The sequence below is a fragment of the Citrobacter sp. MGH105 genome, from assembly GCF_001037485.2.
Taxonomy (GTDB): Bacteria; Pseudomonadota; Gammaproteobacteria; order Enterobacterales; family Enterobacteriaceae; genus Citrobacter; species Citrobacter portucalensis.
Window position 1 is genome coordinate 4896461 of sequence record NZ_CP073048.1, and the last position, 16668, is coordinate 4913128.

Here is a 16668-nt window from a genome sequence, read left to right on the forward strand (position 1 = left end):
ATTCATAGAGACTATAAAAGTGATCCCACTCGCATAATAAAACCTTGTTTCAATTTAAGTGGATCATTGTTTTTATATTGAGTTTGATCACAAAAAAACCCCACAAACATCGCTTGCAGGGCTTTGTTAAAGCGTAGAACTTATTTTTTTGCTGCGAAACGCGCGGCAGCTTCGTCCCAGTTCACGACGTTCCAGAACTCTTTGATGTAGTCCGGGCGACGGTTCTGGAATTTCAGGTAGTAAGCGTGTTCCCAAACGTCCAGGCCCACGATTGGGAAACCGGAAGCGCCAGAGATAGCTTCACCCATCAGCGGGGAATCCTGGTTGGCGGTGGAAACAACAGCCAGTTTGTCACCTTTCAGAACCAGCCACGCCCAGCCGGAGCCAAAGCGGGTTGCCGCTGCTTTTTCAAATTCAGCTTTGAAGTTGTCAACGGAGCCGAAGTCACGTTCGATAGCCGCTTTCAGGTCGCCCTGCAGCGTAGTACCGGTTTTCAGGCCTTTCCAGAACAGGCTGTGGTTAGCGTGACCGCCCGCGTTGTTACGCAGTACGGTTTTCTTGTCTGCTGGCAGTTGATCCAGTTTGGTGATCAGCTCTTCAACGGACAGGCTGGCAAATTCAGGCAGGCTTTCCAGCGCAGCGTTGGCGTTATTTACGTAAGCCTGGTGGTGTTTGGTGTGGTGGATTTCCATCGTCTGCTTATCGAAGTGCGGTTCAAGGGCATCATAAGCGTACGGCAGGGATGGCAGTGTATAACTCATAATCATCTCCAGTATTGTCGGGCGGCCAGTGTTAACGCCGCGTAAGCAGTTGGGTCATTATAGTTAATTAAATGATATTGAAAATGATTATCAATGCCGTACTTTTTACAGGGTCTTAATGAATCAAACCCATTGTTAAAGATGTGAGCCGAATCACCCACTTAACGTGATGATTGCCAACATGCGCAAAAGGACGGCAATCGTTAAAAGGTTAACCACCTGCGTAATTTTTAAACTCGTTAGGTCGGAGGGGTCATTACCGACGATAAAAAATAACGAGGATTAAGTCATGAGTAACGCGATTACGATGGGTATCTTTTGGCATTTGATAGGGGCAGCCAGTGCCGCCTGTTTCTATGCCCCGTTCAAGCAAGTCAAACATTGGTCATGGGAAACGATGTGGTCGGTTGGCGGGATCGTCTCCTGGATAATCCTGCCGTGGACCATCAGCGCCATGTTACTTCCCGATTTCTGGGCCTACTTCAGCTCCTTCAGCCTCTCCACACTGGCGCCGGTATTTCTGTTTGGTGCAATGTGGGGGATTGGCAATATCAACTATGGCCTGACCATGCGCTATCTCGGTATGTCGATGGGTATCGGGATTGCGATAGGTATTACGCTGATTGTCGGCACGCTGATGACCCCGATTATCAACGGCAATTTTGATGTACTGATCAATACCTCTGGTGGCCGCATGACGCTGCTTGGCGTACTGGTCGCGCTGATTGGCGTGGGCATTGTTACCCGTGCCGGTCAGTTAAAAGAACGAAAAATGGGCATCAAAGCGGAAGATTTCAACCTGAAAAAAGGTCTGGTTCTGGCCGTCATGTGCGGTATTTTCTCCGCCGGGATGTCCTTTGCGATGAACGCGGCGAAACCGATGCACGATGCCGCCGCCGCGTTGGGCGTCGATCCGCTGTATGTCGCCCTGCCTAGCTATGTGGTCATTATGGGCGGTGGCGCGCTTGTTAACCTGGGCTTCTGCTTCATTCGTCTGGCAAAAGTGAAGAACTTGTCGATAAAAGCCGACTTCTCGTTAGCCAAACCGCTGATTATCACCAACGTGCTGCTCTCTGCGCTTGGTGGCTTGATGTGGTATCTGCAATTCTTCTTCTACGCCTGGGGCCACGCACGTATTCCGGCGCAGTATGACTATGTAAGCTGGATGCTGCACATGAGCTTCTATGTTCTGTGCGGCGGGATTGTCGGTCTGGTATTGAAAGAGTGGAAAAACGCGGGTCGTCGTCCGGTCAGCGTGCTAAGCCTCGGCTGCGTAGTGATCATTGTCGCGGCAAACATTGTCGGTCTGGGAATGGCCAGCTAAGCATGCTGAGTACTGAGATGACGCCACTGGCTCGGCGTCATCCCGGTTTCCCGCGTAAATACCACCGAAAAGTAGTTACTGTCCTCAAAGCCGCAGCGCATGGAAATCTCGCTAATCATCAACCGACTATGTTTGAGCAGATACTGCGCATGGCAAACCCGCACCTGGCGGAGATACTGGTTGATGGTCATCCCGGTCTGGCTGCGAAACTGCTGGCGCAAAACGCGCTCGCTGCATTGTTCGCGCTCGCAAAACGTATCCAGTTCAAACGCATGCTCATGGCTACCGGCTAACGCGGTGATCAGTTTATCCAGCAGCGTTTCACTGGAGGTCGCCGGTAGCGTATCCGTGGCATAACGATGCCGCTTAAGGTGTGTCACCAACTGCCCGAACAGCAGTTCAGCCATGGTAAAAGCCTGTGCATCACGTTGATTGCTTTCATGCTCAAGCTGGCTTATCACCTGTCGGACCTGGCTCATGCCAACGCTACCGAGTCGCCAGTGCGGCTGCCTCGGCGTACCGTCAAATCCGGGGATCGCCCCTTGCCAGTCAACATTCAGCGTCAACCGCTCCGGGCAGTAGATGATATTTTGCAACACCAGGTCGTTCACGGAGGTGTAGGAGTGTTTATCTTCGGCGCGAATGTAAAACAGATCGCCACGGGTTATCCGGTACGGGCGATCGTTAAGGACATGCAGACCATTACCGCGCCAGACCATGACCAGCTCGCAAAACTCGTGGGTATGCTCAGCAAAGACATCCTGCGGATAACGGTCAGCCACGGCCACAGCCTGCTGCTCATGCGCAAAGAAGTCTGATTTCAGAAGGACCAGATGATTCGCCATCACAATATTCCCTGTCGGATGGCGGCTACGCCTTATCCGACCTACAGATTACGTGACACGTAGGCCGGATAAGGCGTAGCCACCATCCGGCGTTAAGGGACATGATTATCTGAGATTCGGCGGTAAAAAACGTTGATAGCTTTCGCGTTACTGGAGGCGGCTTGCCACAACGAGATCGCGCCCCTGACGAATATCGCGTGGTGACCACTTGAACTCACGACGAAAAAGCGTCGAAAAGTGGTTACTGTCGCCGAATCCGCAGAGATAAGCGATGTCTGTCACGCTGTCATCACTGTGGCGAAGCAGATGCCGGGCCTTGATCAGCCGCAAGCGGTTAAGGTAGCGCTGCGGCGTCAATCCGGTTTGCTGTTTGAGCTGGCGATGCAGAGTGCGCAAAGAGAGGGAAAACTTCTCGGCCAGCGCCTCCCAACACACCTCGTCGGCAAAGTTATCTTCCAGCCACGCCATCAGGAGGTTAAGCCGCGCGTCGTTATCGGTCGCTGCTTCCATCAGGCTGCTTTTACGCAGCAGTACCAGCAACTGCATAAACAGGATCTCGCGATTTGCCGCCGTTGGTGTATCCATCCCCTCACCGAGCGCTTCCATCTGCCCCACCAGTTGTCGAACCTGCTGCAATACCCCCTGATTCACCCGCCAGTGGGAGGGATACTGCCCATTCTGTTCCTGAGGTAAAAGCTGATTCAGCCCAGCCAGAAATTGAAACGCATCCGGGGAGCGATACAACACATTGGTCAGGCACAGATTGTCAGTATGTTCATATAAATGCCGGTCATGATCGCGAACGAAACACACCGTACCGCCGCTGATTGTGTAAGGCTGCCCGTTGAACACATGGATCCCCGTTCCATGTTCGACCACCACAATTTCATGAAAATCATGATGATGCTCTGGAAACGCAGGTTGAGGAAGCCGCGGTTCAATAGCCACTGGCGCTTTACCTGTCGGAAAAAAATCCACGCAATGCAATACCGTCATGATGACATCCTTCCCGATCAAATGAACATGGCTGAATAGTAATTAAGGGTTATCACCCTCACCTTAAATTTTTGACGCCAAAGTGCGTAAACACGGTTAATTCTTCAAGAAATGGCGGGAAAGATCGGGAATTGCGGAAGGCGTCACATCTGCTAAAACAGGTGCTATTAATAGAAATTGTGAACTGCGTCACGTTCACCTTTGCCATGTTGCCAGCCGCTAATTGTGGCTGTCACTGTCAAGAAGGTACGCGTTATCTGGGGTTCTTAGACTGAGTGCAATAAAACTCAGAAGGACCTCGCTATGACTTTTCGCCATTGTGTCGCAGTCGATCTCGGCGCATCCAGTGGGCGCGTAATGCTGGCGCGTTATGACAGTGAACACCGCTCCCTGACGCTACGTGAAATCCACCGCTTCATGAACTGCCTGCAAAAAACAGACGGTTTTGACACCTGGGACATCGACAGCCTGGAAAACGATATTCGTCTTGGCCTGAAAAAAGTCTGCGATGAAGGCATTCGGATAGACAGCATCGGCATTGATACCTGGGGCGTGGATTACGTTCTGATCGATAACGTCGGTCAACGTGTCGGTCTGCCGGTCTCTTACCGTGACAGCCGCACGACCGGCATTATGGCGCAGGCGATGGAACAGCCGGGTAAAGGTGAAATTTACCGCCGTAGCGGCATTCAGTTTCTGCCCTTTAACACCCTGTATCAACTGCGTGCACTGGTTGAACAGCAGCCAGAACTGCTCCCGCAGGTGGCCCATGCCCTGCTGATCCCCGACTACTTCAGCTTTCGCCTGACCGGCAAAATGAACTGGGAATACACCAACGCCACCACCACCCAGCTAGTCAATATCAATACCGACGACTGGGATAACACACTGCTGGCGTGGACCGGGGCAGACAAAGCCTGGTTTGGTCGCCCGACGCATCCAGGGAACGTGATCGGCCACTGGATTTGCCCGCAGAAAAACCAAATTCCGGTTGTCGCCGTCGCCAGTCACGACACGGCCAGTGCGGTCATTGCTTCTCCGCTGGCCGATAAAAACAGCGCCTATCTCTCTTCCGGGACCTGGTCGCTGATGGGCTTTGAGAGCAGAACACCTTATACCAACGATGCGGCGCTGGCAGCGAATATCACCAATGAAGGCGGCGCGGAAGGACGCTACCGTGTCCTGAAAAATATCATGGGGCTATGGCTGCTCCAGCGCGTATTAAAAGAGCGCCAGATTACCGACCTGCCAACGCTTATCAGCCAAACGCAAGCGCTGCCGGCCTGCCAGTTCCTGATAAACCCGAACGACGATCGCTTTATCAACCCCGACGATATGAGTGCAGAAATTCAGGCAGCATGCCGTGAATCAGGCCAACCCGTTCCCCTGCAAAACGCCGAACTGGCGCGCTGTATCTTCGACAGCCTGGCGTTGCTGTACGCCGACATCCTGCAAGAACTGGCACAACTGCGTGGTGCAGCATTTAGCCAACTGCACATTGTCGGTGGCGGCTGCCAGAACACCTTACTGAACCAGCTATGTGCGGATGCCTGCGGCATTCGCGTGATGTCCGGGCCGATTGAGGCTTCCACGCTCGGCAATATTGGCATCCAGCTGATGACGCTGGACGAGCTGAACAACGTCGATGATTTCCGTCAGGTGGTGCGCGCCAACTACGAACTGACCACCTTCATTCCCAATCCTGAAAGTGAAATTGCCCGCTACCAGGCGCAGTTTCAATCACTACGACAGACAAAGGAGCTTTGCGCATGACCACTCAACTTGAACAAGCCTGGGAACTGGCAAAACTGCGTTTCGCCGCGGTAGGTATTGATGTCGAGGCGGCCTTACGCCAGCTCGATCGTCTGCCGGTCTCCATGCACTGCTGGCAGGGCGATGATGTCGCCGGTTTCGAAAATCCGGAAGGCTCGCTCACTGGCGGTATTCAGGCTACTGGTAACTATCCGGGTAAAGCGCGTAACGCCACCGAACTGCGGGCCGATCTGGAGCAGGCGCTGAGCCTGATTCCTGGTCCAAAACGTCTGAATTTGCACGCGATCTATCTGGAATCTGATACGCCGGTTGCACGCGACCAAATCAAACCTGAGCACTTTAAAAACTGGGTGGAGTGGGCGAAAGCGAACCAGTTAGGGCTGGATTTCAACCCATCCTGCTTCTCACACCCGCTGAGCGCCGACGGTTTCACTCTGGCGCACGCCGACGACACCATTCGCCAGTTCTGGATCGATCACTGCAAAGCCAGCCGTCGCGTCTCGGCGTATTTTGGCGAGCAGTTGGGTACACCATCGGTGATGAACATCTGGATCCCGGATGGCATGAAAGACATCACCGTTGACCGTTTAGCGCCGCGCCAGCGTCTGCTGGACGCACTGGACGAAGTGATCAGCGAGAAACTCGACCCGGCGCACCATATCGATGCCGTCGAAAGCAAGCTGTTTGGCATCGGTGCGGAAAGCTACACCGTGGGCTCTAACGAGTTCTACATGGGTTACGCCACCAGCCGCCAGACCGCACTGTGTCTGGATGCGGGCCACTTCCATCCGACTGAAGTGATCTCCGACAAAATTTCCGCCGCCATGCTGTATGTACCGCGCCTGCTGCTGCACGTCAGTCGTCCGGTGCGTTGGGACAGCGATCACGTGGTGCTGCTGGATGATGAAACTCAGGCGATTGCCAGCGAGATCGTTCGCCACAACCTGTTCGACCGCGTACACATTGGCCTCGACTTCTTCGACGCCTCCATTAACCGCATCGCCGCGTGGGTGATCGGCACCCGCAATATGAAAAAAGCCCTGCTGCGCGCGCTGTTAGAACCCACCGAGCAACTGCGTCAACTCGAAGCCAGCGGCGACTACACCGCACGCCTGGCCCTGCTGGAAGAGCAAAAATCGCTGCCGTGGCAGGCCGTCTGGGAGATGTATTGCCAGCGCCATGACACGCCTGCGGGCAGCCAGTGGCTGGACAGCGTGCGCGCTTATGAAAAAGAGATTTTGAGCAAACGTAGCTAACCGTGACGCCAGGCTTGTAGGCCGGATAAGACGCCCCGCGTCGCCATCCGGCAATAAATGAAACACGATTGCCGGATGGCGCTTCGCTTATCCGGCCTATGTAAGACCCGATAACGTTCGGGCAATAAACAGGAACACCGAACATGCAAAAAATTACGACTTCCTGGTTCGTCCAGGGGATGATCAAAGCCACTTCTGATGCGTGGCTGAAAGGCTGGGACGAGCGTAATGGCGGCAACCTGACGTTGCGTCTTGATGAAGCAGATATCGCGCCGTTTAGCGCCGATTTCCACGAAAAACCACGCTATATTGCGCTAAGTCAGCCGATGCCGCTGCTGGCAAACACACCGTTTATCGTCACCGGTTCCGGTAAGTTTTTCCGTAACGTCCAGCTCGATCCCGCGGCAAACTTGGGCGTGGTACAAATAGACAGCGACGGTGCGGGCTACCACATCCTCTGGGGCCTGACCCACGAGGCCGTGCCGACCTCTGAACTGCCGGCTCACTTCCTCTCTCACTGCGAACGCATTAAAGCGACGAACGGTAAAGACCGCGTGATCATGCACTGCCATGCCACCAACCTGATCGCTCTGACCTACGTACTGGAAAACAACACAGCGCTGATTACCCGCAAGCTGTGGGAAGGCAGCACCGAGTGCCTGGTGGTGTTCCCGGATGGCGTTGGCATTCTCCCGTGGATGGTGCCGGGTACAGATGAAATTGGTCAGGCTACCGCCGAGGAAATGCAGAAACACTCGCTGGTACTTTGGCCGTTCCACGGCGTGTTCGGAAGCGGACCTACCCTCGACGAAGCGTTCGGTTTGATAGATACCGCAGAGAAATCCGCCGAAGTTCTGGTCAAAATCTTTTCGATGGGCGGTATGAAGCAGACCATCTCACGTGAAGAGCTGGTCGCACTTGGCAAACGCTTTGGTGTTACGCCGCTGGCAAGCGCCATAGAGCTGTACTGATACCTCCCAACGCAACGCCGGATGCGGCTTCGCCTTTCCGGCCTACAGGATTTTATTATTAAGGAGAATAATGATGAGCTTTATGTTGGCACTGCCAAAAATTAGCCTGCATGGCGCCGGCGCGATTGCCGATATGGTGAATCTCGTGGCGAATAAACAATGGGGCAAAGCGCTGATCGTCACCGATGGTCAACTGGTAAAACTGGGCCTGCTGGATAGCCTGTTTGCCGCGCTGGATAAACATCAAATGTCTTACCACCTGTTTGATGAAGTATTCCCGAACCCGACAGAAGAGCTGGTACAGAAAGGGTTTGCGGCCTATCAGGGCGCAGAATGTGACTACATCATCGCCTTCGGTGGCGGCAGCCCGATCGATACCGCCAAAGCGGTGAAAATCCTGACAGCCAACCCTGGCCCTTCTACCGCTTACTCCGGCGTGGGCAAAGTGAAAAATGCGGGCGTCCCGCTGGTCGCCATCAACACTACCGCCGGTACGGCAGCAGAGATGACCAGCAACGCGGTCATTATCGACTCTGCCCGTAAGGTCAAAGAGGTGATCATCGACCCGAATATCATCCCGGACATCGCTGTGGATGATGCCAGCGTCATGCTGGAAATCCCGGCCTCCGTCACCGCCGCAACCGGTATGGACGCCCTGACCCACGCGGTGGAAGCCTATGTTTCCGTTGGTGCTCATCCGCTCACCGACGCTAACGCGCTGGAAGCGATTCGCCTGATCAACCTGTGGCTACCAAAAGCGGTCGACGACGGTCATAACCTCGAAGCTCGTGAGCAAATGGCGTTTGGTCAGTATCTGGCGGGGATGGCATTTAACAGCGCTGGTCTGGGTCTGGTGCATGCGCTGGCGCACCAGCCGGGCGCAACCCATAATCTGCCACACGGCGTCTGCAACGCCATCCTGCTGCCGGTAATCGAAAACTTTAACCGTCCGAACGCCGTGACGCGCTTTGCCCGCGTGGCGCAGGCAATGGGCGTCGATACCCGTGACATGAGCGATGAAGCGGCAAGTATGGAGGCCATCAACGCGATTCGTGCACTCAGCAAGCGTGTTGGTATTCCTGCGGGCTTTAGTTCCCTTGGCGTGACGAAAGAGGATATTGAAGGCTGGCTGGATAAAGCGTTGGCCGATCCGTGTGCGCCATGCAACCCGCGCACCGCCAGCCGCGACGAGGTCCGAGAGCTGTATCTGGAGGCGTTATGATCCGCAAGGCCTTTGTTATGCAGGTGAATGCCGACGCGCACGTTGAATATCAACGTCGGCACAATCCCATCTGGCCAGAGCTGGAAGCGGTGCTGAAAGAGCACGGCGCCCATCACTACGCGATTTATCTCGATCAGGCGCGCAATCTGCTGTTCGCCACCGTTGAGATTGAGTCCGAAGAACGCTGGAATGCCGTTGCCAGCACCGACGTTTGCCAACGTTGGTGGAAGCATATGCGTGACGTAATGCCAGCAAACCTGGACAACAGCCCGGTTAGCGCAGAGCTAAAAGAAGTGTTTTATTTGCAATAGACTTGTAGGCCGGATAAGGCGCTAACGCGCCGCATCCGGCACAACGCAACAGAACAGTTAGTTCTGCTCAGAAACCAGAATCGCCTGGGTGTCAGGCTCCAGCGCTTTAAAAATATGCGCCCGATCGGCGGGGTAACAAATATAGTCCCCCTCGCCTAACTCCTCCGGGGCTTCCGTCAATCCTACCATCGCCTTACCCTGCGTCACGATGATGTGTTCAACCGATCCCGGTGGATGCGGCTGTGAAATACGATCCGCGCCCGGCTGCGTCAGCAGCAGATAGATATCCCGCCGCGCCCCCGGTGGGCAGGCGGCCAGTAAAATGGCCTGATAGTGGGCCTGCTCAGCCACCACCTTTGTTCCTTCGCCGCGGCGAATCACCTGCGTTTTTTGTTCCTGCGGCTCCAGCAAGCGAGCAAAGGGAATATCTAACGCCACACACAGCGACCAGAGCGTTTCCAGGCTAGGATTGCCATTGCCCGCTTCCAATTGCGAGAGTGTCGATTTTGCAATCCCTGCGCGACGGGCAATCTCTGCCAATGACAAACCGGTGCGCTGACGTTCACGCACAAGGCTTTTCGCGATCATACTGATGGGCTGGGTCATTCACGACTCCATGTTCTTTATATCGAACGATTCGTTCGACTTGTAATATTAACTGGTCGCGTTCATTATAATGGAAATTCGTTCGATATGGCTAAAACGGTATGAAACATTATTTTTCCAGTCTCAAAGGCGACACGATTAAAGCAATATTTTTAGTCTGTCTGGCCGTCGGCGTAGTCGGCATGTCATACGGCTCGCTGGCGATGGCCTACGGCTTCCCACTGTGGGTACCGTTTGTGCTTTCGATTACGGTACTGGCGGGTGCGTCCGAGTTTATGTTTATCGGCATCGTCGCCAGTGGCGGTAACCCACTGGCGGCTGCGGCTGCCGGCTTACTGGTCAACGCACGACACGTGCCGTTTGGCGTCACGGTGCGCGATCTGGTGGGCTCGCGGGCTGCGAGTTTCCTCGGCTGTCATATCATGAACGACGAAAGCGTAGTCTTTGGCCTGTCGCAAAAAACGCCCGAACAACGTAAAGCCGCCTTCTGGCTGTGCGGTCTGGGCGTCGCGCTTTTCTGGCCTGTTGGCACACTGATCGGCGCGGGCGTCGGCAAACTGCTCCCCGCCCCGGAAACCATCGGTCTGGATGCCGTCTTCCCTGCAATTTTATTAGCCTTAGTGGTCCCGGCCTTTAAAAACCGCACCACGCTGATTCGCGCCTGTAGCGGCGCCGGGTTGTCGCTTGCCGCCATCCCCTTTGCGCCGGTCGGTTTACCTGTTTTGCTCTCACTGTTTGGCTTACTGACGAGGAAAAAATAATGGGCAACATGACGCTGTTTATCGTCGGTATCGCCATGTTATCTCTGGGAACATATTTAATGCGTTTAGGAGGAGCGAAGCTTGGGAGCCGTTTAGCGTTCTCGGAACGCTCGCAGGCGCTGCTTTCCGACGCCGCAACGGTATTACTGTTCTCCGTTGCGCTGGCGACTACCTTTTACGAAGGCGAACACTTCGCTGGCATGGCGCGCGTGCTGGGCGTGGCTTTTGCGGTATTTCTCGCATGGCGCAAGATGCCGCTAATCGTGGTGATCGTCGCTGCCGCAGTGGTGACCGCATTGCTGCGAATGGCGGGTATAAACTAAAAAAGCGCCTCAAGGGCGCTCTTTCGACAGTACTAAGGTATCTTATTTCAGCAGTTCGGCGGTCATGTGCACGCGGTTACCGGTGTATGCCTGAGTGATTTTGTAATCGCTGGCGCCTGCACGTTCAGCCTGAGCGGCGATTTTTGCTTCAGCGCTTTCCAGCGTAGAACCGGTTGCGGTCACTGTCTGAGCAGCGAAAGAACCGAAAGAAGTAGCCAGAGCGATAACTGCGACAAAAGTTTTGATGCTTTTCATGATATAAACCCTTTAACTTAGTTGTTTGAGTAAGGCACCGTGCCTTGATGTGATAAATAATAGGCTGATACCCGAACAACTGAAAGCGGAAGGATTTGCCAGTCTTATTCAAATTATTTGAGAGATAAGATGTTACGTAATCAGGAATCACAATGGCTTGCTGGCAGCCGTAGAAAAACGCAACTGGCGGGTAATTGGTTACTTCGTCAGGGTGAACCACAAAGTAAAATTCATCTTTTACATCATGGTGTGGCTCGTGCGGTTTATCACGCGGACAACGGCGTTGAAAGGGTTAAAGAGTTCTACTTTGCCGGGGAATACTGCTTTCTGTACCTGAACTGGCTAACTAACACACCTGCCGATTACAGCCTACAAATGATCGCCGCGGGAGAAACCACTGAAATACCCTTGGCTTTGCTTGATGCGCCGGAAAATCAGGATATTAAGACTCAGCTACTGGTCCAGCAATTGATCTACAAAGAGAAAAAAGAGCAAATGCTGCTGCTCAATACCCCAGAGCAACGCTATCAGTACGTACAAACACACTTCCCGGGCTGGGAGTCACAGCTCACCCAGCGCGATCTTGCCAGCTATATCGGCATTACCCCCGTTAGCCTGTCCCGTATTCGCCAGCGTCTTAACAAAGGTTAACGCCTTACGGTGATGCGTCGATTATTGTCCCGTCACTCTTTAATAGATGGCGACCACAATGAACGCATTTCTTCTTTCTCAGATGCTGGCTGGCATCAGCTTCTTACTGGATATTTCCGCTTTTCATTTTCAACGCCGGGCTATCACTTTAACGCTGCTCACCAGTTCTACGTCTCTGTTAGCTATCCATTTCTATCTTTTGGATCAACACGCTGCGGCTGGGTTAATGATCATTGCCGCATGCCGCTACGCGACAGCCATCGTCACCTTTCACCGCTGGGTGATGTGGGGATTTATGCTGGGGTCGCTGCTGTGTAGCATTTATCTTTGGCAAAATCTGTCGAGTATTTTGCCGCTGATGGGAAGCCTGCTGATGACCTTTGCGTCATTTCAAAAACGCAGCGGAAAATTACGGGGATACACCTTGTGCGGCAGCCTGTGTTGGCTGCTGAACAATGTGATTGTTGGCTCGCCAGTTGCCGTAATCATGGAACTGGCATTTTCCGGCAGTATTCTGGCCGCCTGGTGGCGTCACAGCGCGACCAGACGTTGCGGATGCGTATAGATCGTCGCCCTGCCCGGTTTGCAAAAACCCACCAGCGTCAGGTTACAACGTTCGGCAACTTCCACGGCGAGCGTTGTCGCCGCAGAAACAGCAAACAGGATCTCCACACCGCACATCGCCGATTTCTGCACCATCTCATAACTGGCACGGCTGGAGACTAATACCGCGCCCTGTTGCCAGGTTTCCCCTTCGATTGCACGTCGTCCCAGCAGTTTATCCAACGCAACATGACGTCCAACATCTTCATGCCCGCCCGCCAGATGACCTGACGGCTGTACCCAGGCAGCCGCGTGCGTGCAGCCTGTCAGTTGCCCCACGGGTTGAAAATCGTTGAGGTGTCGTAAAGCGTTATCAAGATTCGCCAGATCGAATGTCTGGGTAAACGGCAGCGGCTGGACCGGCTTGCCAATGTCATTGAGCTGCTCCACGCCACAAACGCCGCAACCGGTGCGACCGGCTAGCGCGCGACGACGCTCCTTCAGCCCCATAAAGCGACGGCTGGACAGTTCAACCTGCACTTCCAATCCGTTGCAGGAAGGCACTACGTCCATTCCGTAGATATCCTGCGGGGACTCAATAATGCCTTCAGAAAGTGAAAAACCCACCGCGAAGTGCTCAAGATCTTTCGGTGATGCCATCATCACCACGTGCGAAATCCCGTTGTATACCAGCGCAACAGGCACTTCTTCAGCTACCTCATCAGGCTGAGGATGTTGCAAATCCTCGCGCTTCCAGAGGGTCAACTGGCGCGATCCTGTCGAAGATGTCACATTCTTGATGTTTTCTTGAATAATCTTATTCACTTTCTTTTAACCATATTGGAACACGCATACCAACATTGTGGTATTCTTTACAAATCCCTCCTGGACGGAGGGAAATTCACCCAATTCTGGACCTTTGCGGTCCCGTCCGCAAAGAAAAATAACAACCACTTCCCTCGCGTTCGCGTTACAGAAAAGCGAAGGGAACGTGACAATGTCGAAACAAGGAGCGAACCATGCAGGTCAGCAGAAGGCAGTTCTTTAAGATCTGCGCTGGCGGTATGGCAGGCACCACGGCAGCGGCACTGGGTTTTGCACCCGGCGTAGCGCTCGCGGAAACACGGCAATATAAACTGCTGCGCACCCGCGAAACCCGTAACACCTGCACTTACTGTTCCGTTGGCTGTGGACTGTTAATGTACAGCCTCGGTGACGGCGCAAAAAACGCCAAAGCATCCATCTTCCATATCGAAGGGGACCCGGATCACCCGGTGAACCGTGGCGCATTGTGCCCGAAAGGGGCAGGACTTGTGGACTTCATCCACTCCGAAAGCCGCCTGAAATTCCCGGAATATCGCGCACCAGGCTCAGATAAGTGGCAACAGATTAGCTGGGATGAGGCATTTGACCGCATCGCTAAGCTGATGAAAGAAGACCGCGACGCTAACTACGTTGCACAAAACGCTGAAGGCGTAACCGTTAACCGCTGGCTTTCCACCGGGATGCTGTGTGCATCCGCTTCCAGTAACGAAACCGGCTATTTAACGCAAAAATTCTCCCGCGCGCTCGGTATGCTCGCGGTCGACAACCAGGCACGCGTCTGACACGGACCAACGGTAGCAAGTCTTGCTCCAACATTTGGTCGCGGTGCGATGACCAACCACTGGGTCGACATTAAAAACGCCAACCTCGTCGTGGTGATGGGCGGTAACGCCGCTGAAGCTCACCCGGTCGGATTCCGCTGGGCGATGGAAGCCAAAATTCACAACGGCGCGAAGCTGATTGTTATCGATCCACGCTTTACGCGAACCGCTGCGGTGGCTGATTTCTATGCGCCGATTCGTTCCGGTACTGACATTGCTTTCCTGTCAGGCGTTTTGCTGTACCTGCTGAACAACGAAAAATTCAACCGCGAATACACTGAGGCCTACACCAACGCCAGCCTGATCGTGCGTGAGGATTACGGTTTCGAAGATGGCCTGTTCACCGGCTACGACGCGGACAAACGCAAGTATGACAAAACCAGCTGGAACTACGAGCTGGATGAAAAAGGCTTCGCCAAACGCGATGTCACCCTGCAACATCCGCGCTGCGTGTGGAACCTGCTGAAACAGCACGTCTCCCGCTACACGCCGGACGTCGTAGAAAACATCTGCGGTACGCCAAAGGCCGACTTCCTGAAGGTCTGTGAGTACATCGCAGAAACCAGCGCCAAAGATAAAACCGCGTCGTTCCTGTACGCCCTGGGCTGGACACAACACTCCGTGGGTGCGCAGAACATCCGTACCATGGCGATGATCCAGTTGCTGCTTGGCAACATGGGGATGGCCGGCGGCGGTGTTAACGCCCTGCGCGGTCACTCCAACATTCAGGGTCTGACCGACTTAGGCCTGCTGTCACAAAGCCTGCCAGGCTATATGACGCTGCCAAGCGAGAAACAGACTGACCTGCAAACCTACCTTGCCGCCAACACGCCAAAACCGTTGCTGGAAGGTCAGGTGAACTACTGGGGCAACTACCCGAAATTCTTCGTTTCGATGATGAAAGCCTTCTTTGGCGATAAAGCGACAGCGGAAAACAGCTGGGGCTTCGACTGGCTGCCGAAGTGGGATAAAGGGTACGACGTCCTGCAGTACTTCGAGATGATGAATCAGGGCAAAGTGAATGGCTATATCTGCCAGGGCTTTAACCCGGTCGCGTCATTCCCGAACAAAAACAAAGTTGTGGCTTCACTGTCCAAACTGAAGTTCCTGGTCACTATCGACCCGCTCAACACCGAGACCTCCACTTTCTGGCAGAACCACGGTGAGTCAAACGATGTTGATCCGTCGAAAATCCAGACCGAAGTATTCCGTCTGCCGTCCACCTGCTTCGCCGAAGAGAACGGTTCTATCGTTAACTCCGGTCGCTGGCTGCAGTGGCACTGGAAAGGCGCGGATGCCCCGGGGATTGCCGTTACCGATGGCGAAATCCTCGCCGGTATCTTCCTGCGTCTGCGCAAGATGTATGCCGAGCAAGGTGGCGCGAACCCGGAACAGGTGCTGAGCATGACCTGGAACTACTCCACCCCGCACGAACCGGCTTCGGAAGAAGTGGCGATGGAGAGTAACGGTAAAGCGCTGGCCGACATTACCGACCCGGCAACCGGTGCGGTTATCGTCAAGAAAGGCCAACAGCTTAGCTCGTTCGCCCAACTGCGTGACGATGGCACGACCTCCAGCGGCTGCTGGATTTTTGCCGGTAGCTGGACGCCGGAAGGCAACCAGATGGCACGTCGCGATAACGCCGACCCGTCAGGCCTTGGTAATACGCTGGGCTGGGCCTGGGCATGGCCGCTTAACCGACGCATTCTGTATAACCGCGCCTCCGCTGATCCGCAGGGGAATCCGTGGGATCCAAAACGTCAGATCCTGAAATGGGATGGGGCGAAGTGGAGCGGGATGGATATTCCGGACTACAGCGCTGCCGCACCTGGCAGTAACGTAGGGCCGTTCATCATGCAGCCGGAAGGGATGGGACGCCTGTTTGCTATCGATAAGATGGCGGAAGGTCCGTTCCCGGAACACTACGAGCCGTTTGAAACACCGCTGGGGACTAACCCGCTGCACCCGAACGTAATCTCTAACCCTGCCGCGCGCATCTTTAAAGGTGACGAAGAAGCACTGGGTAAAGCAGATAAGTTCCCGTACGTCGGTACAACCTACCGTCTGACCGAGCACTTCCACTACTGGACCAAGCATGCGCTGCTGAATGCCATCGCTCAGCCGGAACAGTTTGTGGAAATTGGCGAGAAGCTGGCGAATAAGCTCGGTATCTCCCACGGCGATACCGTCAAAGTCTCCTCTAATCGCGGCTACATTAAGGCCAAGGCGGTGGTGACCAAACGTATTCGCACGCTGCAGGCTAACGGTAAGGATATCGACACTATCGGTATTCCGATTCACTGGGGCTACGAAGGTGTGGCGAAAAAAGGCTTTATCGCTAACACGTTAACGCCATTCGTCGGTGATGCGAACACGCAGACGCCGGAATTTAAGTCCTTCCTCGTGAACGTGGAAAAGGTGTAA

General features: G+C 54.2%; 17 protein-coding genes. 11 read left to right on the plus strand and 6 right to left on the minus strand.

From position 1 onward, the window contains the following. Positions 1 to 140 precede the first annotated feature (140 nt). A complete protein-coding gene (gene sodA / locus SK35_RS23395) occupies positions 141 to 761 on the minus strand; it encodes a superoxide dismutase [Mn] (RefSeq protein ID WP_003825239.1) in 621 nt (206 codons plus the stop codon). A 289-nt stretch (positions 762 to 1050) separates the two neighbouring features. On the opposite strand from sodA, the gene rhaT reads away from it, so the two are divergent. After that, the gene (rhaT, locus tag SK35_RS23400; protein ID WP_003825242.1) at positions 1051 to 2085 is read left to right on the plus strand and encodes an L-rhamnose/proton symporter RhaT; all 1035 of its coding nucleotides are present in this window, start codon (positions 1051 to 1053) and stop codon (positions 2083 to 2085) included. Here rhaT and rhaR read toward each other — a convergent pair. Further along, the gene (gene rhaR / locus SK35_RS23405) at positions 2082 to 2930 is read right to left on the minus strand and encodes an HTH-type transcriptional activator RhaR (RefSeq protein ID WP_048215191.1); all 849 of its coding nucleotides are present in this window, start codon (positions 2928 to 2930) and stop codon (positions 2082 to 2084) included. The genes rhaT and rhaR overlap by 4 nt on opposite strands. Before the next feature lie 147 nt (positions 2931 to 3077). Continuing rightward, a complete protein-coding gene (rhaS, locus tag SK35_RS23410; protein ID WP_008787013.1) occupies positions 3078 to 3926 on the minus strand; it encodes an HTH-type transcriptional activator RhaS in 849 nt (282 codons plus the stop codon). A gap of 303 nt (positions 3927 to 4229) precedes the next feature. On the opposite strand from rhaS, the gene rhaB reads away from it, so the two are divergent. From rhaB to rhaM, 5 genes are all read left to right on the plus strand, one after another. Continuing rightward, positions 4230 to 5699, plus strand: a complete 1470-nt coding sequence (gene rhaB, locus SK35_RS23415; RefSeq protein ID WP_048215192.1) for a rhamnulokinase — start codon at positions 4230 to 4232, stop codon at positions 5697 to 5699. Next, positions 5696 to 6955 (plus strand): L-rhamnose isomerase, encoded by a 1260-nt coding sequence (rhaA, locus tag SK35_RS23420; protein ID WP_008787011.1) that lies wholly within the window; start codon positions 5696 to 5698, stop codon positions 6953 to 6955. Before rhaB ends, rhaA begins: the two co-directional genes overlap by 4 nt. A 143-nt stretch (positions 6956 to 7098) precedes the next feature. Continuing rightward, positions 7099 to 7926 (plus strand): rhamnulose-1-phosphate aldolase, encoded by an 828-nt coding sequence (rhaD, locus tag SK35_RS23425; RefSeq protein WP_008787010.1) that lies wholly within the window; start codon positions 7099 to 7101, stop codon positions 7924 to 7926. Positions 7927 to 7999: 73 nt separating this feature from the next. Continuing rightward, complete coding sequence (gene fucO / locus SK35_RS23430) at positions 8000 to 9148, plus strand: lactaldehyde reductase (protein ID WP_048215193.1); 1149 nt, start codon at positions 8000 to 8002, stop codon at positions 9146 to 9148. After that, positions 9145 to 9459, plus strand: coding sequence for an L-rhamnose mutarotase (gene rhaM, locus SK35_RS23435; protein ID WP_048215194.1), 315 nt, complete (start codon positions 9145 to 9147; stop codon positions 9457 to 9459). The genes fucO and rhaM overlap by 4 nt, the downstream gene beginning before the upstream one ends. 57 nt (positions 9460 to 9516) lie before the next feature. Here the strand turns inward: rhaM and SK35_RS23440 are convergent, their stop codons facing one another. After that, the gene (locus SK35_RS23440) at positions 9517 to 10065 is read right to left on the minus strand and encodes a helix-turn-helix domain-containing protein (protein WP_003825255.1); all 549 of its coding nucleotides are present in this window, start codon (positions 10063 to 10065) and stop codon (positions 9517 to 9519) included. 101 nt (positions 10066 to 10166) lie between these two features. Between SK35_RS23440 and SK35_RS23445 the strand changes: the two genes are divergently transcribed. Together SK35_RS23445 and SK35_RS23450 are read left to right on the plus strand one after the other, a co-directional pair. Next, the gene (locus SK35_RS23445; protein WP_048215195.1) at positions 10167 to 10826 is read left to right on the plus strand and encodes an AzlC family ABC transporter permease; all 660 of its coding nucleotides are present in this window, start codon (positions 10167 to 10169) and stop codon (positions 10824 to 10826) included. Beyond that, positions 10826 to 11149 (plus strand): AzlD domain-containing protein, encoded by a 324-nt coding sequence (locus tag SK35_RS23450; protein WP_003825260.1) that lies wholly within the window; start codon positions 10826 to 10828, stop codon positions 11147 to 11149. The genes SK35_RS23445 and SK35_RS23450 overlap by 1 nt, the downstream gene beginning before the upstream one ends. Before the next feature lie 42 nt (positions 11150 to 11191). Here SK35_RS23450 and SK35_RS23455 read toward each other — a convergent pair whose 3' ends face one another. Next, positions 11192 to 11404: a DUF1471 domain-containing protein gene (locus tag SK35_RS23455; protein WP_003825262.1), complete on the minus strand. Its 213-nt coding sequence runs from the start codon at positions 11402 to 11404 to the stop codon at positions 11192 to 11194. Positions 11405 to 11533: 129 nt separating this feature from the next. On the opposite strand from SK35_RS23455, the gene SK35_RS23460 reads away from it, so the two are divergent. Continuing rightward, positions 11534 to 12055 carry a Crp/Fnr family transcriptional regulator gene (locus tag SK35_RS23460; RefSeq protein WP_048215196.1) on the plus strand — a complete coding sequence of 174 codons (522 nt, stop codon included), beginning with the start codon at positions 11534 to 11536 and terminating at the stop codon, positions 12053 to 12055. Between the two features lie 58 nt (positions 12056 to 12113). Beyond that, positions 12114 to 12620, plus strand: a complete 507-nt coding sequence (locus SK35_RS23465) for a YgjV family protein (protein ID WP_032945569.1) — start codon at positions 12114 to 12116, stop codon at positions 12618 to 12620. Here SK35_RS23465 and fdhD read toward each other — a convergent pair. Next, positions 12587 to 13423, minus strand: a complete 837-nt coding sequence (gene fdhD / locus SK35_RS23470) for a formate dehydrogenase accessory sulfurtransferase FdhD (protein WP_071692610.1) — start codon at positions 13421 to 13423, stop codon at positions 12587 to 12589. The genes SK35_RS23465 and fdhD overlap by 34 nt on opposite strands. 194 nt (positions 13424 to 13617) lie before the next feature. Here fdhD and fdnG point away from each other — a divergent pair, with 194 nt between their 5' ends. Then, positions 13618 to 16668, plus strand: coding sequence for a formate dehydrogenase-N subunit alpha (gene fdnG, locus SK35_RS23475; RefSeq protein WP_156174783.1), 3051 nt, complete (start codon positions 13618 to 13620; stop codon positions 16666 to 16668).